At 40.1% G+C, this 23,582-nt stretch carries 20 protein-coding genes and 1 pseudogene; 13 read left to right on the top strand and 8 right to left on the bottom strand.

Annotated features, from left to right (window positions below; translation table 11 throughout):
• Positions 1 to 150 precede the first annotated feature (150 nt).
• From RQ359_RS06920 to sfsA, 4 genes and pseudogenes are all read left to right on the top strand, one after another.
• Complete coding sequence (locus RQ359_RS06920) at positions 151 to 669, top strand: hypothetical protein (protein WP_054839180.1); 519 nt, start codon at positions 151 to 153, stop codon at positions 667 to 669.
• 270 nt (positions 670 to 939) lie between these two features.
• Positions 940 to 2,721: a glycoside hydrolase family 15 protein gene (locus tag RQ359_RS06915; RefSeq protein WP_054839181.1), complete on the top strand. Its 1,782-nt coding sequence runs from the start codon at positions 940 to 942 to the stop codon at positions 2,719 to 2,721.
• A gap of 320 nt (positions 2,722 to 3,041) precedes the next feature.
• Positions 3,042 to 3,271: pseudogene (locus RQ359_RS06910) on the top strand (RNA-guided endonuclease InsQ/TnpB family protein); the annotation flags it as partial.
• Between the two features lie 90 nt (positions 3,272 to 3,361).
• Positions 3,362 to 4,021 carry a DNA/RNA nuclease SfsA gene (gene sfsA, locus RQ359_RS06905; protein WP_276608306.1) on the top strand — a complete coding sequence of 220 codons (660 nt, stop codon included), beginning with the start codon at positions 3,362 to 3,364 and terminating at the stop codon, positions 4,019 to 4,021.
• Positions 4,022 to 4,417: 396 nt separating this feature from the next.
• On the opposite strand, the gene RQ359_RS06900 is transcribed toward sfsA, so the two are convergent.
• Complete coding sequence (locus RQ359_RS06900; RefSeq protein WP_156017204.1) at positions 4,418 to 4,900, bottom strand: hypothetical protein; 483 nt, start codon at positions 4,898 to 4,900, stop codon at positions 4,418 to 4,420.
• A gap of 184 nt (positions 4,901 to 5,084) precedes the next feature.
• Positions 5,085 to 6,509 carry a hypothetical protein gene (locus RQ359_RS06895; protein ID WP_206338990.1) on the bottom strand — a complete coding sequence of 475 codons (1,425 nt, stop codon included), beginning with the start codon at positions 6,507 to 6,509 and terminating at the stop codon, positions 5,085 to 5,087.
• Positions 6,510 to 7,432: 923 nt separating this feature from the next.
• On the opposite strand from RQ359_RS06895, the gene RQ359_RS06890 reads away from it, so the two are divergent.
• The 4 genes from RQ359_RS06890 to RQ359_RS06875 are packed head-to-tail and all read left to right on the top strand — an operon-like array spanning position 7,433 to position 11,417.
• Positions 7,433 to 8,782: an ABC transporter substrate-binding protein gene (locus RQ359_RS06890; RefSeq protein ID WP_054839314.1), complete on the top strand. Its 1,350-nt coding sequence runs from the start codon at positions 7,433 to 7,435 to the stop codon at positions 8,780 to 8,782.
• A 12-nt stretch (positions 8,783 to 8,794) separates the two neighbouring features.
• Positions 8,795 to 9,613 carry a carbohydrate ABC transporter permease gene (locus RQ359_RS06885; RefSeq protein WP_054839313.1) on the top strand — a complete coding sequence of 273 codons (819 nt, stop codon included), beginning with the start codon at positions 8,795 to 8,797 and terminating at the stop codon, positions 9,611 to 9,613.
• On the top strand, positions 9,610 to 10,422 hold the full coding sequence (locus tag RQ359_RS06880) for a carbohydrate ABC transporter permease (protein WP_054839312.1): 813 nt from the start codon (positions 9,610 to 9,612) through the stop codon (positions 10,420 to 10,422). Before RQ359_RS06885 ends, RQ359_RS06880 begins: the two co-directional genes overlap by 4 nt.
• 20 nt (positions 10,423 to 10,442) lie before the next feature.
• Positions 10,443 to 11,417, top strand: a complete 975-nt coding sequence (locus tag RQ359_RS06875) for an ABC transporter ATP-binding protein (protein ID WP_156017216.1) — start codon at positions 10,443 to 10,445, stop codon at positions 11,415 to 11,417.
• Between the two features lie 232 nt (positions 11,418 to 11,649).
• Here RQ359_RS06875 and RQ359_RS06870 read toward each other — a convergent pair whose 3' ends face one another.
• Both RQ359_RS06870 and RQ359_RS06865 read right to left on the bottom strand, forming a co-directional pair.
• Complete coding sequence (locus RQ359_RS06870) at positions 11,650 to 13,041, bottom strand: MFS transporter (RefSeq protein WP_156017219.1); 1,392 nt, start codon at positions 13,039 to 13,041, stop codon at positions 11,650 to 11,652.
• 181 nt (positions 13,042 to 13,222) lie between these two features.
• A complete protein-coding gene (locus tag RQ359_RS06865; protein WP_156017222.1) occupies positions 13,223 to 13,723 on the bottom strand; it encodes a hypothetical protein in 501 nt (166 codons plus the stop codon).
• Here RQ359_RS06865 and RQ359_RS06860 point away from each other — a divergent pair.
• Positions 13,710 to 14,729, top strand: coding sequence for a DNA double-strand break repair nuclease NurA (locus RQ359_RS06860; RefSeq protein ID WP_054839117.1), 1,020 nt, complete (start codon positions 13,710 to 13,712; stop codon positions 14,727 to 14,729). The genes RQ359_RS06865 and RQ359_RS06860 overlap by 14 nt on opposite strands.
• A 1-nt stretch (position 14,730) precedes the next feature.
• On the top strand, positions 14,731 to 16,371 hold the full coding sequence (locus RQ359_RS06855) for an ATP-binding protein (protein WP_156017224.1): 1,641 nt from the start codon (positions 14,731 to 14,733) through the stop codon (positions 16,369 to 16,371).
• Between the two features lie 339 nt (positions 16,372 to 16,710).
• Here RQ359_RS06855 and RQ359_RS06850 read toward each other — a convergent pair whose 3' ends face one another.
• Entirely contained in the window at positions 16,711 to 17,235 is a 525-nt protein-coding gene (locus tag RQ359_RS06850; protein ID WP_083477025.1) for an adenosylcobinamide amidohydrolase, read from the bottom strand.
• A 146-nt stretch (positions 17,236 to 17,381) separates the two neighbouring features.
• The gene (locus RQ359_RS06845) at positions 17,382 to 18,560 is read right to left on the bottom strand and encodes an MFS transporter (RefSeq protein ID WP_054839118.1); all 1,179 of its coding nucleotides are present in this window, start codon (positions 18,558 to 18,560) and stop codon (positions 17,382 to 17,384) included.
• Positions 18,561 to 18,843: 283 nt separating this feature from the next.
• On the opposite strand from RQ359_RS06845, the gene RQ359_RS06840 reads away from it, so the two are divergent.
• The 3 genes from RQ359_RS06840 to RQ359_RS06830 all read left to right on the top strand — a co-directional run bounded on the left by RQ359_RS06840 (position 18,844) and on the right by RQ359_RS06830 (position 22,551).
• The gene (locus RQ359_RS06840; protein ID WP_156017227.1) at positions 18,844 to 20,031 is read left to right on the top strand and encodes an MFS transporter; all 1,188 of its coding nucleotides are present in this window, start codon (positions 18,844 to 18,846) and stop codon (positions 20,029 to 20,031) included.
• A 223-nt stretch (positions 20,032 to 20,254) separates the two neighbouring features.
• Positions 20,255 to 22,324 carry a type IA DNA topoisomerase gene (locus RQ359_RS06835; protein WP_156017230.1) on the top strand — a complete coding sequence of 690 codons (2,070 nt, stop codon included), beginning with the start codon at positions 20,255 to 20,257 and terminating at the stop codon, positions 22,322 to 22,324.
• A gap of 35 nt (positions 22,325 to 22,359) precedes the next feature.
• Positions 22,360 to 22,551, top strand: coding sequence for a hypothetical protein (locus tag RQ359_RS06830; RefSeq protein WP_206338991.1), 192 nt, complete (start codon positions 22,360 to 22,362; stop codon positions 22,549 to 22,551).
• On the opposite strand, the gene RQ359_RS06825 is transcribed toward RQ359_RS06830, so the two are convergent.
• On the bottom strand, positions 22,548 to 22,880 hold the full coding sequence (locus RQ359_RS06825) for a DsrE family protein (protein ID WP_054839116.1): 333 nt from the start codon (positions 22,878 to 22,880) through the stop codon (positions 22,548 to 22,550). The two genes, RQ359_RS06830 and RQ359_RS06825, sit on opposite strands and share 4 nt — an antisense overlap.
• A gap of 46 nt (positions 22,881 to 22,926) precedes the next feature.
• Entirely contained in the window at positions 22,927 to 23,565 is a 639-nt protein-coding gene (locus tag RQ359_RS06820) for a molybdate ABC transporter substrate-binding protein (protein ID WP_338116994.1), read from the bottom strand.
• Positions 23,566 to 23,582 lie beyond the last annotated feature (17 nt).

Genomic DNA, 23,582 nt, shown 5'->3' with positions numbered 1-23,582 from the left:
GTTAATCCTGTATTTCAATAATAATTGTAATTAAAATATTTTGTGTATATATATTAAAAATTAATATAAAGAGAAAACAAAAATTGAAGTGATTGACGAAAAAGCGTCATGTGAAAAATAATAAATATCGACGACGAAAAGTATTTCTTTATGAATAAGTGGTTCATTGTTGCAATAATAGGAGTGGTGTTGCTAGCGATAGGCTTGGGGCTATCAATATACGGAACCGACTACTTGGGAGGAGTGGTTAGTTCCACGTTAAGCTCATTGAAGTCAGAGAGCTTCTCCTCTTTACCTCCTGGTAAATCGATATCGATAGTAGTTCCTTCAAATACTATTATGTTAGTTGCTTATAATTCAACAGCTCCCATAGAGTTCAATTCAACGATAACTCAAGCTAATGGAATATATCTCTCAGAGGTAACCTCTACTACAACACCTTCAGTATATTCTTTCACCAACAATTATACACATGCAGTTGACGTGAAGTACGTAGTCAAGACGATTGACATTAGCAAGGTAGAGATGGCTGGAATAGGCGTCATACTGGTATTTGTAGGATTAATAATTGCTATAATTGCAGGAATTATAGGAGTAATATCATATTTTAGAAAGAAGAGACAGACTGGAATGCCGCCGTCTCCACCAACGAATCCATATGGACCATAATGTAAATTTTAATAAAAAAGTTATAGAAGGTATTATCAAAAATATCTCTTCTATTCTTTTTAAATTGGTTGTGTGTTCTTTAATCTCCTTTGGTTAAGATATAATTTGTTACCAGCTAAGACTAAAACAAAAAATGAAGGACTACTTAAAGATTAATTATCTATCTAACTTTGCTACTAACGGCATAGATTTTTAAATTCATTAGATTTGGAAAAATTTGTTAGTCACAAATTTCATAGAGTTTAAAATGGAGCTAATGATAATCTCTATGTGAAACCTCTTCCGTGTATTAACAACGAGTTTACAGGAGCAATTATAAGAGGTACTGACGTTGTGTGGCTATCGTTCCCGCGATATGACTCTCCATCAGTTTTCTCCTCGTTACTTGACGAGGAAAAGGGAGGTCATTTCAGAATTGAGAGCGAAGTTGTATCACAGGAATACGTTGTACCCAACGTGGTTTCCACCAAACTGAAGGACGGAAGCGAGATCACTGATCTTCTTCTTTACGGAGATCATGGAATAGTAAGGAAGATCAAGGCAAATTCAGAATTGAAGGTTGAGTTATCTCCTTCCTTCTATTACGGTAGGAATGGAGCTAAGGTAAAGAAGGTCACTGACAAGGTGTTCCGTTTCTTCGATAACGGAACAGATTTCCTAGAGGCACACTTCCTTTTCGATGAGGTTAAGTACGACGGTTCTTGGTACGTTAAAGGAGAAGGATACATCTACTTGGGATACTTCAGTGATGAGAGGTTCGGGATATACGGAAAGAACGTGAGTTTCAACGTAGAAAGGGGATTCGATAGGACAATAAACTACTGGAAGAACCTGATGAAGAGGGAGAGAGGAAAGGGAAAAGTAGCTGAAGTAAAAATAGGCAACTTCACCGGAGATAAACTTCTTGACGCATATCAGAATAGCGTAGGTATGCTATTAGGGTTGATGTATAATCCAACCGGCGCTGTGGTTGGATCTCCAACAACCTCTCTTCCGGAAGTGGAAGGGGGAACTAGGAACTGGGACTCCAGATATGCTTGGGTTCGAGATTCATCAGCGGTAGCCGAGGCGTTGATAGCTACCGGATATGCCCAGGAAGCCAGGAGAATCATAGAATTCCTGTCAAGGATGGTTTCATTCGTCTCTAAACCATTCATGTATTCGCTTTACTCAATTGATGGTTCCTTGCCTCCAAAAGAGATAGAAATACCTTGGCTTTCAGGATACAAGGGTTCTAAGCCGGTCAGGATAGGTAATGATGCATTGGCCTTGATTCAACTAGACTTAGAGGGTTCGTTCATGAATGCATTCTACAAGTACTATGAGGCAACAGGAGACGATAACTATGTGAAAAATCACGCGGACATATTGGAATACGTTGCTGATTGGATTTCAGATAACTGGAAGGAAGGCGACGTAGGAATTTGGGAGGAAAGAGATACGAAGGCTCAAAACGTTCACTCCAAGGTTATGGCATGGGTTGCTTTAGATAGAGCAGGAAAGTTGATGAAGGCAATAGATAGGGACAACCCTTGGAGAGAAGCAAGAAACGAAATAAAGGAATGGATCATGGATAACGGAGTCGTTGAAGGAAAATTTGTCAAGAGGGTTGGAGGAAAAGAAGTCGATGCATCTCTTCTTACCTTGCCACTTTACGGTTTCATAGACGTAAAAGATGAGATCTTTCAGGCTACCTTGAGACAGATTGAGGAAACCCTATCTGTAGACGGATTACTTAAGAGATATAAGCAAGATTCCTTGGGCGAATGCATCTATCCATCAACCCTATCTTCCCTTTGGTTGGCAAGGATATACACCAAGTTGGGGAGACTAGATGATGCGAAGTTAATCTTGGAGAAGATACTCGAGGTGGGAGAAGGTTTTTACCTTGTTGGAGATAAAATCAACGTTAAGTCAAAGGAATTCCTAGGAAACTATCCTAACTCCTACGCTCAAGCTAACTTGGTTATGGCATTAGAGGAAATAGCCGAAAGGGAAAGTGCTGAGGATAAGGGGAAGAAGGGAGAAAGTAACAACAACAAAGCCAGTTAAAATTAGAAAAATACAAATAAGCGAAAAAATAGTGAAGCTAAGAGAAGAAGAGCTGACGCTGTAGTAATCATAGATAGGCTTCACCTTATTTTCTTTTGCGTTGTGTATATAAAATACAAAATCCTTTTTGTACTTCGTATTCTTTATGGTATCGCTAATCTTCATGAGAGATTTTGTCACGATAGAGAAGTCACTTAGATCTAAGCAATAATATGAGTGTACTTAACTCTCTTCTTACAAAAATTCATATATTCCTCTGTATGCTATTCCTCATTTTCCTTGGGTTTATACAGAAAGACATAATATACCTAACCTGCAGTTCTAGAAAGGCTTTCCTTTCCCATAACTGGTTTAAGGCAAAGGCTAAGCTAGATAAATCTTATGAACACCTGAGTAATCTCAGGGTAGACATATACATGAAGTTGTGGGGGGGGGGAAATACTTCGCTGAGTATTACAACGTCTTCATGACGGAGAACATTCACATGAGACAACTTGCTGGCAAGTCCCTCAGGAGGATTAGGCTCCATAATGTTGCTCTTTATGAGCTTCCTTACGCAAGTAAAATCGTTCTCAGTTCGCAATCACATCATAACAAGTTGTCTTTTAATTTTCCGCATGAAGAGTTTACATGAAGGTAATTGATTCAGCCCGGTGAAGAAGTATACAAGTTTCCTCCACTCATGGAAGGAAAAGTTAGAGAAAGACCTAATAGGTTCGTAGTAATTCTAGATGAGAATTATAAGTGTCACCTTCATGACCCTGGTAGACTAAAGGAGCTATTATATAAGGGAAACAAGGTTCTGTTCACTAATGTAGAAGGAGACAGGAAAACTAAATGTCAAATCGAAGCATGCTGGGACAACGAATGGGTTATAACAGATTCAAGCATTCACAATAAGATAGCCAGGCTATTTCTTCCTAAGGATGTTAAATCCGAGGTAAAGTGGGGAAGAAGCAGGATAGACTTTCAATACGATAATACTCTTGTCGAAGTAAAAGGAGCTTCGCTCGTAAAGAATGGAGTAGCCCTCTTTCCAGATGCTCCTACAGAAAGGGGAAGGAGACATTTGGAGGAACTTTTAGCTGCCAAGAAAAAAGGAATGGAAGCAAAATTAATGATTCTAGTAATGAGGAACGCCGAATGTTTCATGCCGAACGAGGAGACTGACCCCAAGTTTGCTTCTACTTTTAGAGAAACTTTAAAGGGAGGCGTTAAGGTTGAGATAAAGACGTTCTCGTTAAATGATAGGTCAGTAATCTACACCAAAGATATTCAGATCTGTCATAAACTAACCTGACTTCCACTTCACTCTAGAAGAGTTCTCCTCCCAAAGGTTTCATAGTTCCCAAAATCTATTGGGGATTACACCTCTCATTTGGTGGGACAGTCGACTCAGAGAATCATCCATATGAAAACGGGATTTGTCAAATTCCATTAATTCCTCAATCGAGGAGAGCATCATTGGCGCTACTAGCCGATGTCATGCAAGAGAAGTATTTAAACCTTGAGTAGGGAACTATCCCCGCAAATAGGCTTTTATCATCCCTCTGACTTCCCACTTTTTGTAAAAGACTTGAATTCAAAGTCTTGACAAGGAAACCGCCTTCATGGGAACTTCATCTTTCTAACCTCGAGATCACATTCGTGATGACAAAGTAGTTTACTTTAGTAAGAAGACCTTGAATGTTTTCATTTAAAAGGTTTCCAGCTTCTTCGCCTTCTGTAGAGTGATCCTCGAAGCAGCAATTAAAAGGCCCGTGTTAACAGAAAGCAGGAGATTTATCACGTAATCGATCAAGAGATTTGCAACGTAACCCTGATTGAAGTTTAGCCCCAGAAAATAGAGTGAAATTCTAGCAATGAAAAGCGTTGACCACAATAGCGTTATTGACGTAGGCCATTGATAATAAAGTTTTCCGTTCCTGTAGAAGAAACGGATCTCATTGTTTTCTAACGTTCTCATGCCAAACAGATATCCTAGATATCCAGTCGGTATTAAGGAGATAAGCATTAAGCTGGATAGACCTAACGATGAGAACAAAAGTAAAACCAAGTAAATCGAGGGCAACGTGAATACTCTAGTCTTTTTAAATTTTCTAGGTCTCAGTCTCCTCAGAAGAATTATCGCTATAATTATAGCGAAGACTCCAAGGTCAATATAATAGTAAGATTCCATGATGAATATATGAATCTCCTGCAGGAAAATAAGATAGTAAGGAAGTTCATTTCCTGTACCTAAGATAAATTCTTTACACAAAAATTATTTAAATAGATACTTAAGAACGTAATTATGTGTGTATTTCCTTAGCTCTCCTTTTATCACAGCTCTCATATATATAAGGAGAACGGATCTAAGCTCATTAGAAATATCCTTTGAGGGCCATAACCCTTAGCAGCGAGTTGTAATAAATTCCCGTGGCTATTATGCCCCACACCAGGGCGAAGATAGCTAACGTTTCCGCAAGCGAAATCTCCATGAACGTAAAAGTTGACACAAACCCGGCTATTTCGGAGGTAACTAGTAATACAAAGAAGGGAACAAAGTTAAGGAATGATATTCCTACAACGTTTCTCACCGTAGAGACGTAGGGTTGGCTCTCGTCAACTATGGTCTGAACGTTGGGCAAAGATGACGCCGAGGCCACGAAGCTTATAAGGTACAATAGCCAAGACGATGGAAGGACAAGTATAGCTAGAAATAATATCTTCAAAGATACAAATAAAGAGGAAATTATGGAGAATGCGAAAATTACGACCCAAGCTAAGGTCAGGTTTGTCAAGTTGCTTATATGTACGTCCCTAAAATACCTCCTTGCGCCGAATATCTGAACCCCTAACCAAGGTCTCTCAAACGCTAATGTGCCTACAACTAACCATTGGACCATGAAAATGAAAACTAAGTAAAAGGCTAACCCGACAACGTAATATCCTCCCAATACGTTAAGGTAATTCCTAAGAAACGTAGACATCATTAAGGTGAATGTCCCACCTGCAATTGAAAGTAAGAACATGATTACTCTTCCGTTTATCCTTGGCTTTATTATCTTAAGCTGTCCAGACACGTTAAAGGTCAGGACCAAGAGCGGATTCTTTAATCTGTTGATGATCAAGGCTTTCTCTCCCGATGAGGAGACTATGACTCTATCTTGACCTACTTCTCTGTTATCTGCCGAAAAGAGTGTAGACAGGAATTCAACCGGGTCGTATCTGGACCTCATTAAAAGGTAAGTTGTCATAGAAGCTAGGGTAATCAAAGTGGATATTCCGATTGAAACTAAAGTAGGAAGGAAGGCAAAAGATAATGCCTCAGCAAGCTGTCCTCCATAAAATAGAGGCTTCATTTTCCTATTCACCATGTTCACGGGTGACAGAAAAGCTCCAGTTAGGGAATATTCCAACACGAAGGGAAGACCGAAAGGTGATAGAACGTCAACTTGAAAGGCTGCTGAGAAGAAACCCAAGAACATCAATCTATAAAAAAATTGAAAGCCAAACCAATTATCATACATCTCTTCCATTGGATAAGGTAGAGTAAATACGTTGAACGCGTCAGCTTTAGTGGGAGTTGGAGTCAGAAATGCCAATGGTATAGTTCCGAAGAGGAAGTATATGTTCATGAAGGTTAAGTTACGAGCGTAAACCTCAGCTAAGTTGTTGATTCCAAAGTACGCCTCAATGGAAAAGTAAAATTCTACTACTGCAAAGATAATGCCTAACAAGTAGATCACGATCAATGGTACGCTAAACCTAGACCTAAGCAGAAACCATATTAGTTTAAGCTTCACAGGGTGAATTCTGTTACTCATTTATAATACCTTTTTCATCTTTCTAACTTAGAGATCCCATCTGTGAGATAAGGTAGTTATAAGGCTTATATTTAGATTATTTGCATACCGTAGAGACATATCTATACACATCGCCCTTAGAAAGCAGAATTTATCTAGGAATGCAGCTTTCCCTTTTTTGCCATAAAATGATATTTATCTATCTGAATTTCCTCTATAATCTTTATATATTGAATAAAATTACGTCAATTTTGTTTATTTAAAGCTGTCTATTATCTTATAATATTTAATAATATTGAATAAATAATTTATATATCTGCTAATATATAATGTACATATAGAAAAAGATGTCTAGAAACAACCTTTTAAGACCAGTAACAGATCGATTGACTCTTTGATAATCTCCAGAGCATCAAGGCACTTTAACGTGTTAAAGGTAAAGGAGGATGGATAGCTCGTTTCTACTAAGTTATTAGCTAGTTTCACTGAAATGGCTCTAAGGTGTATGAAAAAGACTTTTATTTTTAATTTATATAATATAATAATTAAAATATTTACTAATAATTTATTTTTATATCTTATTTGTATTTATCTTAAACTTTAAAAATTCTATTAAATTATATTAACTTACCGTGAATTTATATTATACAATTAAAACTCTAAAGTTTAATCTATGTCCCTCTTTTTCAACTAATCGTAAGTTGAAAAACTTCCTATTGACGCACAGAACATGTCAAATTATTTTACTTTCATATTATAAAAAATATAATAAAATGAAAAATTTTTCTTTTAGAAAGGTATAAATGATCCAACTTATTTTAAATAGGTTAAAGGTAATTTGTATTGGAAATAATTATTTGAATCATACTAGGCAGAACTAATTTTTTATATAGTAAAAACATATTGTATTACGGGTATATATAATGAACAAGAAATTAGTAAGAGCGATAGGAAGAACTGCACTAATAGGAATCTTGGTTCTTGCCGTTATAGTAGTTGCTGCAGGAGTAGGATATTATTACTATACTGGATCATCATCTCAAAACGGTAAAATAGTTATAAATTATTACGATGACTTGGCACCTTCAGAAGCCAAGATCTTTGACAACGCCATAATTCCCTTGTTCGAGAAAGAATACCCTAACATAACGGTGAAATTGCACGTTGAAAGTGCTTCAGACATGGTTGGAACAATCAAAGCGTTAGTTGAAGGAAACGATGTAGGATCAACTGTTATAGCAGAAGATAATATGATTATAGGAGAGCTCATCTACGCAAACGACCTAATGAACATTACACCTTACATGTCGTCCTTACCTACATCTAACCTTATCCCGTCTATGGTAAACTTGATGAATTACGAAGAACACGTGTACCACAGTGTCTACTTCATACCATTTAGGGGAAACATACACCTAGTGTGGTACAACGAAATAGTTATGAAAGAAGTAGGAATAACCTCTCCACCTTCCAATTGGTCACAGTTAATGAATGATGCACAATTGATATATCAGAAGACTGGCGTTAAACCGGTGATGTTCCAAGGACATGGTGGAGCAAGTACCTCAACTGAGTTGTATCAATGGATGGTTCAAGCAGGAGGAAATCCGTTCGTTTTCAACGATTCGGGTGATATAAAGGCGTTCACGTACTTGGACAAACTATCTGCATACTTCAATCCTGATTATATACACGGTTACTGGGGCAATTACAAAGGACTAGCTAACGGCAAATACTACATATTAGACTATCAATGGCCATACATTTACTCCACCATGAAGAGCGAGGGAATTAACGTAAGCGGAATAGGTTTCTACCCTGGACCTACTGGACCTGCTAATAACGATCACTTGGTGGGAGGAGACGTCATTGCAATACCTAAGGGAGCAACTCACGTCCATGCGTTGTTATTGTTTGTGAAGTTCTTGTTGTCATATCAAGTACAGAGGGATATAATCATGCTTTTAGGAGAACCAGCCGTGAACTCACAAGCCTACAATAACCTTCCTTCTAACGTATCTTCACTGTTCAAGGCAGAGGAAACAGCCTTCCAGAGCGCATTCTTTAGGGAACCAGTACCATGGATAAATGAGTGGAACAAGATAGCTGACAATGCCTTCGTTAGCATCGTAGAGAACAATGCTCCTACTTCAGAGATACCGTCAATTTTAAACAGTGCAAACCAGGAAATGTATAACTACCTACTAACGAACTATAACTCAACCGTAGCTAACGAGTACGAACAAGGATACTTCGCACCCCTTTACGGGTAGCGGTGAAACTCTTTGAGAAGAGATTTAAAGTATTTCCTTTTTGTTTTACCTTCAATCATCTACGTTTTAGCCTTCGCATTTTACCCTTCAGCTAGAGCTGTTTATTTGAGCTTTGAAAACTCTAGAGGACAGTTCACTTTAGCTAACTACAAGGAACTGTTTTTCTTCAACATTTATGGAACGATTGAGAACACAGTCATTGTTACCGTTGGTGCTCTCCTCATTCAATTGGGCCTAGCCCTTGGTATATCCTCCATCTTGGTCAGGGAGTTCAGGGGGAAGAAGTTAGTCTCTACAATATCCATCATACCTATGGGTGTAGCCACCGTTGTGGCAGCTATAACTTTCTCCTTTATCTTCCAGACTTCTGGAGGATATGCCAATAGCTTCCTCCACCTATTTGGGCTAAATGGAGTGAATTGGTACTCCACTACTTTATCCTCGCTTTTCATAGTAATGATAGCCGACAGTTGGAAGAACACTCCTATTATGACACTAATACTTTTGGCAGGCATGTATTCGATACCAAGGGACTTATATTTCGCAGCGTCATTGGACGGTGCAGGTCCTCTTAGGAGATTCATACATGTTACATTACCTAACCTAAAGAAATTCATTGCGATAGCCTTGATAATTAGAGGAGTGAGCGAGTTCAATATTTTCGCTTTACCGCTAATATTAATTGGATACACTCCTCCATTGCTCACCACTTTGACTTACAGTTTGTATTCAACCACAACGAAGAACTTAGCTTCAGCTGGGGCCGTTCTAATCTTGGCGTTAATCTCAGTATTAATTTTCCTCAACATCAAACTTGGTGGTAAGAGATGAAAGCTGGAAAGATCCTTACATATGTAGGTGCGACCATCTTCACTTTGTATTTTTTAGTTCCGTTGTACCTCCTTTTCCTTATAGCGTTTAGCCCAGCTAAGTTCACTTTAGAAGCTTTATATCCATCTTTAATATTAAAACAATTTACATTGAATAATCTTATATATGCATTTACTCAGTACGACTTCATTTCCCCCTTCCTTAAGAGCTTCTTTGTGGCTTCATTAGTAGGGATTTTAGCTATAGTTTTAGGCGTGCCTGCAGGATATGGACTTAGTAGGTTACCAAGTAGATTAGCCTATGGCATAATAGTGCTCCTTCTGATAACCAACATGGTGCCTGGACTAATTGTTGCAATTCCAATCAGCGTGGAATTCATAAAGTTACATCTGTTCGATAGTATACCCGGTCTAGCATTAGTTCAGGAATTAGTTACACTCCCTCTAGCAGTTTTCATACTTCAGGGCACTTTCTCTGCAGTACCTCGGGAAATAGAGTATCAGGCAAAGATGGACGGTGCATCGACTTTCTCCTTCTTGACCGATGTGTTAATGCCAGTAGCTCTACCAGGAATAGTTACAGCTTTCCTAATATCTTGGATGTTCTCGTGGGATGAATTCACATATGCTATACTGCTCTCCCCTATACATCCCACATTACCAGTAGAAATTTACCTGAACATAGAGAGAGGTAACGAGCTAGCTGCGGTAGCGTTTTCCCTAGTTTTCACAATACCTGTGATTGTTTTAACTCTAATACTTCAGAAATATTTGAAGGGTGAATATTTAGCTGGAGGTGTAAAATATTAAGTGAAGTGGTGATGTGATATATGATAGAATTAAAGGAATTAATTAAAAGGTACGGTCAAAAGGTAGTTCTTGACGGAATAAGCGAAAAGATTGAAACTGGAGAATTTTTCGTGATACTTGGACCCAGCGGTGCAGGAAAATCCACCATGCTTAAGGTAATAGCTGGTATCGAGGAACTTGACAAGGGACAAATCCTCGTTGATGGAAAGGATATCTCTCACCTTCCTCCAGAAAAGAGAAATATAGCAATGGTATTTCAGAACTATGCCCTTTATCCCAACATGACTGTCTTCGACAACATAGCTTTCCCCTTAAAGATGAAGGGAATGAAGAAGGAAGAAATACAGGAGAAAGTTAACAGGGTAGCAAAACTTTTGGGCATAGGAGATATTCTCAAGAACAACGTTACAAAAATAAGCGGAGGCCAGCAACAGAGGGTAGCCATAGCGAGAGCGATAGTGAGGGAACCTTCGTTCTATCTGCTGGATGAACCCTTATCCAATTTAGACGCTAGAACTAGGTTTGTGGCTAGAGGAGAGCTTAAGAGAATACAGAAGGAATTAGGCGGGACTTTCATTTACGTTACTCACGATCAGAAGGAGGCAATGAGCTTAGCCGACAGAATAGCCGTCCTTCACTTGGGAAAGTTCGAGCAGGTTGGAACTCCAATGGAGTTGTATGAGTATCCAAAAACTAAATGGGTCGGAGACTTCATAGGCGACTTCCTCATGAATTTCCTTCCAGGTAATGTAATTGGGATTGACGGAGTCGAGATAGGGTTCAGACCAGAATGGGTTAAGGTAGATGATGGCGAATTCAATGGAGTTGTTAACTCAATGGAGTCAGTGGGAGAGTCAACTTATCTTTTCCTGGAGGTAAAGGATATGAAGGTAGTGATAGCAGCTAAAGGATCATTTGACGTAGGCGATGAGGTAAAGTTCGGGATAACTAAATTCAGGAAATATAAGAATGGATTCATGGTGGATGAAAGGTAAAAGAAAGGTCTCTTTTTTGAAAAATATGAAAGAAGAACGCTCCTTATATGATTTGAATCACCTTTCATCAGAGATAAACAGAGAGATAACTAAAAGAAGATAAAGAATATTAGATCATGTAAACGCATAACGTTACTTTTTATTTATAATTAAACAAAAGGAATCCGATAGAGAAATAAAAAACGCTAAAAACTTCTTAAAAGTAATTGCAAAAATCTCTCAATTTCCAAAATCAATTTCCACGTTTTTTGTCATCATTCTTTAACGATTCTTCCTCCACATTCTCTTTATATTCTCCCTTGTCTACGATTTCATCTGAGATGTCCTCCAATTCCCTTCCTTCTACCCTTATCTTTCCGTGAAGCGTGAAGAGTGCTATCAAGAACGCTATGAAGTTTATTATACCATAAACTAAGAGGAGACCGTGAGTGCCGTAAGCTGCGGTAATGAATGAACCGCCGAATATTCCTATTATTCCGGCTATCCTTATGGCGAGGATTCCCATGCCTTGACTTGTTCCTCTAATTTTTGTTGGAAATATTTCAGTGCTTAAAGAATATATGACTGGAAGGTAAAACGACGCAAACACTCCTGCAACTGCTAAGAGAACTATCAAGTATGAAGCATAAGATGGGCTTGCGAGGAAGGACATGGTTATCAGCGACCCTCCTGTGATAGCTGAGCCAATAAGAAGCATGTTTATTCTACCAACCTTATCATAAAGAGGATATGCAAGCACCGCACCTATTGACTGACTTCCCAGGAAGGCTAGCCCAGAGAAGATTAAGTCCAGATTTGCAGGTATCTTTAAGGCTGAAAGCAGGATGGGGTTTAGAGCAACAAGACCTGACAATGGTAAATTTAACAACATATTCACAAAGAAGATAGATATCAAAAGTGGAAGGAATATCCTGAAAAGCTTTGAATCTACAATTTCCTGCTCCCTCTTAGTAAATTGAGAGATGTCTGGGATCAATCCCATTTCCTCCATTGCGCTCTTAGCCTTATCTATCATTCCCTTAGTTGCGTACCATCTAGGTGACTCTGGAAGCTTCCTTCTTAGGCTCAACGCGATTATTGGAGGTATGGCTCCGGTGAGGAAAAGCAATCTCCACTGAAGCAGACCGAATGGCAACAACGCCGTAGCGACGAAATAGGATAGCATTCCACCCAAGCTGAAAACTATGAGAAATTTTATGAGATATTTACCTCTCTCAGCCTTAGAGGAATACTCAGAGAGCATGGTTAGTGCAGGAGGATAGTCTGCCCCTATTCCGAAACCCACAAGTAGTCTTAGAGCAAGGAGTTCAGCGAAGTTGGTTACGGCAGAGATCAACAACTCCGACACGATAAAGATCAGCAACGTGATGACGAAAGTCCTCTTTCTACCTATTTTATCAGAAATCAATCCGAAGCTGAACGCTCCTACTGCCCCACCAATGAAGGTCGAAGCACCGAACAGTCCGAACTCTGCACTTGTCAAATTCAGACTTTTTATAAGGGTTAGTGACGCTCCTCCCACGATAGCAGTGTCGTAAAGATCCGTAAATCCACCCAAGGCTACGGAGAGAAGAAGTAACCTCATAAATTTGTTGTATTTCTCAAAATTGTTAATTGATACCATGAGGAAAGATAAGAAATTAAACCAAGGAATAAGCTTTTTAACATAAGAAAAGTAGCTAGATTTATTCTTTTGAATTTTCTATTAGATTAAAATAGATGCATTAGCAAATAATTAAATGTGCGTTAATGTGCATATCAAACTCTCAGCACTGAAATGATGATAGACCTCATGTATAAGGATGTCACAAAGGACGTTCATGTAGTATGAGAGTTTTACAGAGAAGGGGGTTAAGGGGGCGGAAAGTCTCGCCTTTTAAGGCGGGGATGGATAGCCCCCTTATAAAAGGTTTAAATATTTCTTTTTTCAAAAATCTTTTAGTGACGCTAACGATGCTCCTCCCCAGCTCGATTGGGGGCTTAATGGGACTGTGAGAGGAGCAACCATCATCTTCCTTTTCCTTCAAGGGACTAGAGCTCAGCAATGAAAGTCCCCTACCCACTCTGTCCAAATGGGAGTGGTTCTCTGAGCCACTCGACTGCCCACCAAATGAGAGATGTAATCCCGAATCGATGGTGGGAACTATGAACCCTCTGGAGGGGAACCCTCGCCCTTCCAGGGCGGGGAGGAAGTCAGCTAATTCTCTTTCCTTTAAATGACAAACTTGTACTTTAACTCTCCTGATAGCTAAAAACACAATCTTTTTAATGTAATCTAGTACAACATATTGTATGGGCGTTGACAACGTGATTGGGAGATTAATGAGGGTTCTATCCGAAGTCTCCAGACACGAGCCTTATTTAGGAGTTTTACCTACTTCTAACTTCGAGGACAGTACCCCATTGTACTATGACGGCGAACTGGAGGACTGTTCTCCCCTTGAAAACTTCGCTTACTTAGACACATCTTCTAGGACAATAAGCGTAAGAGGAGCTAACATACATATGGCTTCACTTTATGCTAACGAAGGTGGAAAGCACATAATGGTTCCAACGGACGACACTGTTCCCTTCCTTGCTATGAAGGGATCAGAGGCAGTGATTACTAAGGTCAAAGAAGCACTTGGTAACGTTTTAGCGACGCATAACGTTAACGGTGTACCTTACAACTATGACTACAAGGACGATAATATCCTTGACGAGTTAAGAATTTCGCTTGAAAACATGGTTATAAATAAATCCACTAGACCGGTGATCGTCGATGGACCAATAGTGCCCGGCCCTTACCTCCAAATGGTCGGTGAGCCTTACAAATCTGCGTTTGAAGAATTAGCCTCCAGGAGGGATAGGTCTAATCTAATTGGAGTGGTGAAGAGGCTCAACTTTACAAGAAAGCTTTCCAGGGAGGAGAATGTCAAAAGGAATTATCGTTCACTGGTGGGAGCCACTGACGACGTTATAGTTCAGCAAATGGGAAAAGGAAAGAGCAAGTTCGTAACTTCGGTGTTTAAGGAGGAGGTGAACCTGAAGGGAACCACAGTTAGAAGATATATGGTCTACGTTAAACTTAGGGACAGCGTGTTCAGAGTAGAGAGTGTTAATAGGGAGCTTCTTTGCAGTGGAGTGAAGACGTCTTTGAACAGCGTATCTATAAGGGGAATTCCTACTTTCATAGAGGTAGCGGACAAGATGTCAAAGAGGTTGAGCGCTTCAGTTTACGTACTCTCTTTCATCCATGCCTCTAGTCTCCTTGGAGTGAATTACGAAGATTGGAACACATACTTGGAGGCAAGTCGAGATTTAGGTGATTAACTTGGAGAATTTGGAAAGTGAATTAGATCTGGATAACCAAGTGAGAAAACTTATCGAGGAAGCTAGGACAAGGGCTTCCTCAGCGGGTGAAGTAGTTGGACTAGCCTCAAGAGTTACCCCGCTTTCACACGGAAAGGATAACAGAGAAATCAAGGCGGAAGTTCCCTTTGAGGTCTACCTTAAGAAGAGGTTTCTGGTAGGGAGCTATTTGGGAATATCTCTACCCGTGTCCAAGACTTTAGTTCTGGGAAGGGTTAACGCTGTGGAGAGGAGCGATATACTAGCTGTGTCTAAGGTGCCTGCACTTTCGCCCATAGAGGACGCGTCTGGAATTGCTACTTATCTGGCATTGACAATAGAGCTACTTTCGGAGGAAGTTGACGGTGAGGTTGTTCCTCCATCGTCTCCAGTGGATCCACAAAGTCCCATCTTTGTACCTAACGAACAGTTCATAAAGAAGATGCTAGGTCTACCCGAGAAAGGAACAGAGATAGGAAGGGTCATGGAAGGTTACAAGGAGACTAGGGTTGAAGTAAGGTTAACTCATGACATATTAAGACATCATATGCTAGTCGTGGGAACTACGGGAGCTGGAAAGACCAACTTCCTGAAGCTCATAGCTAAAAACAGCGAAGTGCCCACTATGGTCTTTGACATTCAAGGAGACTACGTGAAGACAGTAGCTGAGATGGGAGGGACAGTGGTAGTCCCAATAACGAGGGAATATGCCAATCTCGAAATAATCGAATTCTTGGATATCTTCCTAAAGAGAACTAACATGCTTGGTTACATGCCTAAGGAACTTAACGGAAACAAGGTTGTGATGAGAAATGAAGCTGGTAATGAGTTCACGCTCTATCTAACGGCGTTCTTGCTATCAGAAATTTACCAGTACCTTCCTGACGTCTCGCCATTCTTCACACCTCAGGGGGCTTCGTACTTTAAGGCCATAACCAGAGATTGTATCACTACCATAGATCAGTGGGAGGAGGACTGTTCCGACATGATGAATGAGATGAGAATCCACAAGTTAACTCAGGATAGCATAATAAGAACTGTGGGTCTATTGAAAGAAACCGGTATAATTGACGTGAAAATACCTGGCACTAAAGGAAGAAGTAAGAGGGATTTCTTCGGAGAGCCAAACTATGAGGAGGTAATGAAGCAGAAGTCGGTTATAGATCTAAGGTGGGCCTTGGAGAAAGGTACGTCAAGTGCTACAATATCGGCTTTCTTGGTATCTCAAAGAATATTCGAAAGGGTGGATAAAATCTACAAAACAGAGGGTAAGGAGACACCCTTCCTGATGATATTTGATGAAGCTCACGAGTACTTTCCGCAGGGAAGGAGGGAAGAAGATAAGGAAGGATTAGAGAGACTCATAAACAGGATCCTAAGGTTGGGTAGAGTTAGGGGAATAGGAACAGTGCTCGCTACTCATAGACCTACAGATCTGAACAGACTTATTCTGACGTTAACCAACACAAAGGTCGCAATGAGAGCGGATGAGGACGCATTGAAGGAAATAGGAATGGAGGATTACGCTGGAATGCTTCAGGCTTCTCCAGCTGGTTACGGAGTCATGAGGACTTTCTCCATGAAGGTACACGACTTAATATTTAGGTCGCTGAAGTTCAGTTAACTAACTTCCTCCATCCCCTGCGAGAGTTACATCCAAAGATTCATAGTTCCCATAATATATTCTGGATTAGTTATGGGTAGGCTACTTAAGAAAAGCTGAGATCGTCTAGAAGGATAACTGTTCTATTGCTTCGCCTATCAAGGAGGAAGCATTAACGTTTAAACCTTTTTGCATTGAACATAATAATAATTATATAAACTACACTGTCAGTAAGGACAGGATCTCTTTTGAGAAAGATGAATACTATAATATTATAGTTAATAAACACTTTTTTATATTATCAACGTAGAACTCTCTTCTTGGTTTTTGGGAAAAGAGAATAAAAACGTCTACATTAACTTATCCTTCAAGAAGTTCAGCAAGAGTTCGTATCACTTCCCTGGAAACCATTTTGCCTATTTCCGTTGAGGGACCCATAAAGTCCTCCCTCTTTCCTCCCGAGATTCCGACTGCTGTTGCATCACTTGCAGTCCCAGTTATTCCCATCTTCATTAGGAAAGAACATTTAGCCTCTGTAATTGTTCTCACCATGTCAACCATGGCGTTTATAGACGCATTCCTCCGCAGGAAGACTCCTACGTTTATGGTTCTACCTGCGTGTTCTCCGCTTCTCCCTATTCCAGCACTCATAAAAAGGTAGAAATCTCCTAAATCTTTCATCTTATACTTCCTTGCAGCAGTCATAAAAACCAGGGATTTCTCGCATTTGCAAATTGACATTACGTCCTCAACTGGAGTCAGGCTTTCGTAGTCATGGGGAACTATTGCTAAAACTACCTTGTTTATCTCTGAGATGCCTTCAGGATACAGGGCGGAAGAGATGGTGATGAACCTTTCACGTAATGGGAAGGTTAAGAGTTCCATGACTTAAAATATGTTGGTGGAAAATAACTTTTGTATAAGAGTTCATGAAAATGTCTGGCATTTACGTGATGAATAAGACGCTCTAAACGTGAATTTACGTATAGTAACTTTGCACGTGAAAAATTTGCCAACTCATCCTTAAGGTTTCACCTAGTTATGACTTGCTTTCTTTCCTTGGCTTGGGATCGTTCGTTAAAGTATATCCAAACTACTATAACAAAGAAAGCCACGGAGACTGGTAATAACAATGCGAACGAGTCCCTTATTCCAAAAAAGTTCACTACAGATGATATTATAACAGGTATGAAGGAAGAAAGACCCATCATAATGGCAGAGAAGTAGCTGTTAGCCACGTTTCTTTCCTCGATAGAAAAGCTTCTGGACAATGAAATGAGTGAAACAGGATATGTTAAACCGTGGGGTATACCGAGTATGAAGAGAGCTATAATGTAAAACATTAAGTTGGGAGATAAGAAAACCATTAGCAGGCCTATTATAGTCAACGATCCTGAAATCCATATTGGAGTCCAAATATTCTTAGGCGGGTTTATTGTCAACAGAAGTCTGCCTAGGAAGGAGGTAGCAAAGAAGAGACCGAAAAGAGCCGTAGCGAGGGAATACGATGCCTTAAAGCTCTCTACTGCGAAAATTCCACCGAAAGTTGTGAGCATTCCAAAGGGAATGGCGTACATTAAGTTAAGCGCAATGGAAAGCTTGAATCCTGTCCTTCTCCATACATTTACGTTAACTCTTTGGAATTTCGAATCCTGAGGGAACTTTACAGTAAAGGAGAATGCTGCAACTATAGCTGCGAAAATTGAAAATACTAAGAACGCCTGAAACAAGTTAACCTTAAGCAGAACTACTGACTCTATGAAAGGGCCCAGTATTAGAGAAGTGCTTAATGCTAGAGTGTAAAGGGAAAGCATCCTCTCCCTTGTCCTCTGATCTTCTGCCATTCCTGCGTAAGTCATTATATTTGGCATGACTAGGCCCATGGCGAAGCCTAGAAAGGAGGCTAATAACCAAACGTTGTATGGATTCGAGAAATAGAATAACGGGAAAACTATCGCGTATAGAATTGCGAAGCCCACGAAGAACTTCTTCCTTAACCTAGAGTTTAACCTAGAGTTTACGAAACCGCTCGACATGAAAGCGAATATTGCTGCTAGGGAAGAGACCAAGCCAATAAGTATACTGGAAAAGTGGAAGTCATATCTTGCTATTAGAGGAAGGGTTGTTATAACCATGTTGTTGGATGCTCGTAAGGCGAAAGTAATTCCTACGATGATAATTGCAGGGATCAGCGGAATCGACTTTTTCATGATATAAATAAGTACAACTAAAAGATATATCTCTATCTTCAAAGGTAGTCGTAAAATTAAACCTTATTTTTGACTTTTAGGCTACCTCATTTTCTCCTATCTTTTTTGCTAAATAATTATATATTGTAAGTTTTTTTATATATATACACACATAAATCCTTAATATATTACATATACGATTCGTGTCATGCAAACAAAAACGTTGACACATCGTCTTTGTCCACGTACTCCGTAATCATTTATCAAATAAAGTTTTAATAGGTCATTTCTATACCTATATTCTATGGACTCGAGAAAGATTTCCTTTATAGAAGTTCTGGTTGTAATAGTCACCATGACCTTCGCCATTAGAGCTTCTAACAACATGATATCGACCACAGTACCGCTTTTGTCTCGTTACTATTTCCACTTCAGCCAAACAGAGGTAGGATTAATTTCAGCTTTGTTTTCACTGGGAACATTCATAACCAGCGGATTGATTAATTCTAGACTAAGTTCGCCCAGCAGGAGGAAGTTCTTCATAGCTTCGTCGATAGGGTATGCAATTGTGTTACCAATGTTCCGATTCGTTGATCCGATCTCATTGTGGTTAGTAACTGGATTAGCGGGAATAACTCTAGGCTCAATAATGCCTAACATAATAACCTCTGCAGGACTGCTGGAGGATAGGAAAGCAAGGGAAAGGGTTCTATCCATCTATACTTTAGCACTCAGTGGAAGCCTAGTTGCAGGACCAGCAATCGAGACCGCAATACTTTCAAGGTTCCCAATTCCTGACGTATTTCTGTTCTTCGCTCCCTTTGGTGTTCTAGCTGCTGCACTTTCATTCTTGATAAAGTTCCCAGAGGAAAAGAAGGAAGAGAACAAAAGGAAAGTGGACGTGTTGGGAAACCCAGGCTTTAAGACCGCGGTAGTTAATATTCTCGCATATAACATTCCTTTCGCTGTAATACTTGCCTTCGGTGGAATTTATGCCGTAGATCAATTTCACGTATCCTTTGCGGACGTGACTGGGCTATTCACGCTGTTTTTCGCAACATCTTTCTTATCTAGAATATACTTGTCAATTAGACCACCCGAAAGCGTAAGGAAGCATGCTATAGCAGCAGTATCCATTACAGTGATTGGATTACTCATGATACTCGGAGGGATAAACGTTTACACGTTTGCTATTGCTTTGCTTATCCTTGGTATACCTCATGGCTTAACGTATCCTCTGTCAATAATTTCCATAAGCAGGACATTTAATCCCAACGAGAGGAATGCAGCCAACAGTGTCTTCTTTGCCACTATGATGCTGATTGGAGTAATAACGCCTTCAGCTGCAGGTGCCATAGCTCAGTTAATTGGTCTAAAGGACCTCTTCGGTGTGCTAATACCAATAGTCTTGGTGCTCTTGGGACTACTAGGAAGATATAGTAAGCCCGTTGATGAGGTTGTGAAAAAGGAGGCTATCTTACAGTCAAAGTGAATTACCGTATTGAAATTATAGGAAGACTTGTTTTTAGCTTTTCATAGACAAGTATTTTGCCACAAGTCTTAGAAAAAGGAGAAGTGAGATAAAAACCTCATTTTCATATCTTTCGTATTTATATTCCACATGTTCTAACCTTTTTTGACGATCTTGAGTTTTTGTAAATGATACAGGGGAAATTGTTGAAAACCCTTTAAGCTAGCCTACGTTTTTAACCTACATGAAATTAGTGATCACGGAAAAGCCTTCTGTTGCTATGGATATAGCCAAGAGCTTAGGAAAGGTTGAAAGGAAGGATGGTTACGTTGTGGCTGGGGATTACGTGGTCACGTGGGCATACGGTCACCTTCTTGAAATAGATGACTCCATAGCTCCCAGAAAGTGGAGCTTGGAGGATCTCCCAATATTCCCGGAGAGGTTCAAGTACAAGGTTATAGATGGCAAGAAATCCCATTTCTCTTTGATAAAAAAACTCCTGGAGAGAACCGACGTTGTAGTTAACTGCGGCGACGCTGGAAGGGAGGGAGAGCTTATAGTTAGGGAAATCCTTGAAAACGCAGGATATAAGGGGAAAACCTTACGTTTATGGACCTCTGAAGCACTAACTCCTGACGTTGTGAGAAGGGAGTTCTCTTCCCTTAAACCTTCCTCCCAGTTCGACGATCTTTATTTTAGTGCATTAGCGAGACAACACAGCGATTGGATAGTGGGAATAAACCTAACAAGGTTGGTTACCTTAAAGGCCAAAAACAAAGAGGTCTGGAGCGTGGGAAGGGTACAGACGCCCACCTTGGCAATGATAGTGAAGAGAGACAGGGAAATCAATGAGTTCAAACCACAAGACTATTACGTTGTAATTGCTAAGTTCGCTAAGGGAAGGGAAGAATACGTTGGATATTTGTTGAGGCAATCCAAACTTAAGGACAAAGAGTTCATCGATGACCAAGGGGCGGAATTTACCAGACTGAATAAAGAGGAGGCGGAGGAAATAGTGAAGAGGTTATCTACAGTCAAGTATGGGAAGGTTAAGGAAGTAATTAAGGAAACCAAAAGAGAAAAGCCCCCTCTGCTTCACTCCCTTACTTCCCTGCAGAGGGAAGCTAACTCCTTGTACGGACTTTCAGCAAAGAAAACCTTGGACATTGCACAGAGACTTTATGAAGAGTATAAGGTAATAAGTTATCCTAGGACAGACGCAAGATACATGGGGGAAAGCAACAGAGGACTTGTAATTTCCGTGTTGAGGAAGCTTGGTAAGGAAGAGCTTATACCCAGAGTTTATAAGGTAGGAAAAAGGGTATTCGACTCCTCCAAGTTGACGGATCATCATGCTATCATCCCATTGGACAAGTTCGAAAATGGTAATGACTTGGAGAAAAAGGTTTACTACCTAATCTACAGGAAGTTCGTTGGCACGTTCATGGACGATTACGTCTATGAGACTACGAGGGTCATAACTTGCCTAGGCGGGGAAAGCTTCGTGTCCCACGGGAAAAGAAACATCTCCTTGGGATGGATGTCACTGTATGAAGCAAAGGAAAACCCACTCCCTGAATTGAGGGAAGGGGACGAGGTAAAGAACGCTGGTGTGTCCTCGGAGAAGAGGAGCACTAAACCGCCTGCACATTACACCGACTCATCGATCCTAAAGGAGATGGAAAGGCTCTCATTGGGCACCCCAGCAACTAGAGCTTCCATACTTGAGACCCTGCTCTCCAGAGGATACTTGACAAGGAAAGGAAAGCTTCTAGTCTCCACCGAGAAGGGTAGGGAGCTTATAGAGAAGCTGAAGGATAGCAAGGTTACAAGTCCTGAAATGACGGGTGAATGGGAGAAACTTCTCGAGGGAATTTACCTACAACATACGGGGGAAAAGGGATATCAGGAGTTCGTGAGCAAGATAAAGGAGTTTGTGAGGAGTGAACTAAAGACTCTCATGCCTAAACTAGAGGATTTGGGGGATAAAAGTGAGAAATCCGAAGGAATAGAAAAGAAGGAGATCAAAGTTAAGGGAATCAAAGCTCCCTTAAAGTGCAAATGCGGGGGAGATGTGAGAGAATTCTATAAGGGTTGGAAATGCTCTTCATGTAAATCGGTGGTCTGGAAGACGATTTTAGGTAAAAGGATAACTGAAAGACAAGCTTCTCTCCTTTTCCAAGGAAAAGAAGTTGAGGCTAAAGGTTTCATTAGTAAGAACGGCAAGAAGTTCTCTGCAAAGATCTACTTAGATGAAGGAAGGGTAAAGTTCAAGTTCGATACTAAAGAGAAAAACGATACAAAAAGTAAGTAGAGCAAAAAAAACGTGAAACGATACATCACACTTGGATGAGGCTGAGTTTTGCTTTAAGAAGACAAAGAGGAGTGGAGGAAATTAAGAAACAAAATCTTGCAGAAAGAACGAAGAGGAAAGTAAAAAGGGAAAATAAACAAAATAATAATAATAATAGAAAAGCTAATAATGTGGTCAATCCTTTCCCTGCCAAATCCTACGGACGAAGCCATGAAAATGATGTTTAAACTCTAAGGTATATCCAGCCCTCACTCTGCCTCTTTACTATCTCTGCAACTCCAGCGTTAACTACGATAGTTCCAAGAGGTAGTTTCTCCTCATTTATCCCCTTAGCCTTTAAGGAATTTCTGCAAGCAACAACCCTAGCTGGAGAAAGCGTAGATACAAGGGAAGGATTCAAAACTGCTTCTATGGCCTCTTGATGGAAAACTACTTCTACCTCCTTGAATTTCATTTCCTTGAGTAGATTCAACACGGAATTTATTCCCTTTTCTGGATTCTCCGCTATCTGAATCACTACCTTTAAATCAGGAGCGTCTTTCTCTTCACCACTCACGTGAAACACGGCTCATCATGTACTTTTACATTGTTAAAGTAGCTTTTCAAGCTATCCACTTGAATCCATATCTCTCATAAACTTTCTTGGAATCTTCGGAAAGCAAGAAATTCATTACTTCCTCCGCCTCTTTTCCGGACCACTTAGTTAAAGCAAAGGACAACTTTCCCTTTCTTCCTGTTCCTACACTTCTAAATCCCCACTTGATAGCCTCAGTCTTCCAAACTACTCCAGCGTCAACCATGCCTTCTCTCATCAATTTAGGGGTCTCCCTGTGATGTACCTTGGTAACGTAACTTCTTTCCCTAAGTGAGACGTAGTCTCCACATGTTTCCTCATAGACTTCTCTAAAGATTTGGCCTATTCCCTCGTTCTCAGGATTAGGAAGTGCTATTTTTAAACCCATAAGGTCACATACATCCTTTAATTGAACGTTAGTAGCTAGGACCACTTCGTTTTCCACGTAGTCTATTTTGTTCTTCACTAGATCACTTACTTGGTTTATCATTGAAGGGGGAAGAGAAACAACGTCTGGTTTAACGTCAATTACTAAGTTTCCTATCTTGACTTGTTCACCCATAACTTGCTTCATCACTACCCCTGGCGGAAGGGTCTCAACAAGAACTTTGCCCAGCTTAGATATCAAGTCTTCTATTACGAACCACTGATTACCCGCTACGAACACTTTGACTCCTGAAAGGT

This window comes from Sulfuracidifex metallicus DSM 6482 = JCM 9184 (assembly GCA_032834875.1).
Taxonomy (GTDB): Archaea; Thermoproteota; Thermoprotei_A; order Sulfolobales; family Sulfolobaceae; genus Sulfuracidifex; species Sulfuracidifex metallicus.
This window is presented reverse-complemented; position numbering and strand designations above follow the sequence as displayed.

Coding starts and splice junctions, on each gene's coding strand:
- RQ359_RS06920 (WP_054839180.1), top strand. CDS start 151: ATGAATAAGTGGTTCATTGTTGCAATAATAGGAGTGGTGTTGCTAGCG.
- RQ359_RS06900 (WP_156017204.1), bottom strand. CDS start 4,900: ATGGAATCTTACTATTATATTGACCTTGGAGTCTTCGCTATAATTATA.
- RQ359_RS06890 (WP_054839314.1), top strand. CDS start 7,433: ATGAACAAGAAATTAGTAAGAGCGATAGGAAGAACTGCACTAATAGGA.
- RQ359_RS06880 (WP_054839312.1), top strand. CDS start 9,610: ATGAAAGCTGGAAAGATCCTTACATATGTAGGTGCGACCATCTTCACT.
- RQ359_RS06875 (WP_156017216.1), top strand. CDS start 10,443: ATGATAGAATTAAAGGAATTAATTAAAAGGTACGGTCAAAAGGTAGTT.
- RQ359_RS06870 (WP_156017219.1), bottom strand. CDS start 13,041: ATGGTATCAATTAACAATTTTGAGAAATACAACAAATTTATGAGGTTA.
- RQ359_RS06860 (WP_054839117.1), top strand. CDS start 13,710: ATGGGCGTTGACAACGTGATTGGGAGATTAATGAGGGTTCTATCCGAA.
- RQ359_RS06850 (WP_083477025.1), bottom strand. CDS start 17,235: ATGGAACTCTTAACCTTCCCATTACGTGAAAGGTTCATCACCATCTCT.
- RQ359_RS06845 (WP_054839118.1), bottom strand. CDS start 18,560: ATGAAAAAGTCGATTCCGCTGATCCCTGCAATTATCATCGTAGGAATT.
- RQ359_RS06840 (WP_156017227.1), top strand. CDS start 18,844: ATGGACTCGAGAAAGATTTCCTTTATAGAAGTTCTGGTTGTAATAGTC.
- RQ359_RS06835 (WP_156017230.1), top strand. CDS start 20,255: ATGAAATTAGTGATCACGGAAAAGCCTTCTGTTGCTATGGATATAGCC.
- RQ359_RS06830 (WP_206338991.1), top strand. CDS start 22,360: ATGAGGCTGAGTTTTGCTTTAAGAAGACAAAGAGGAGTGGAGGAAATT.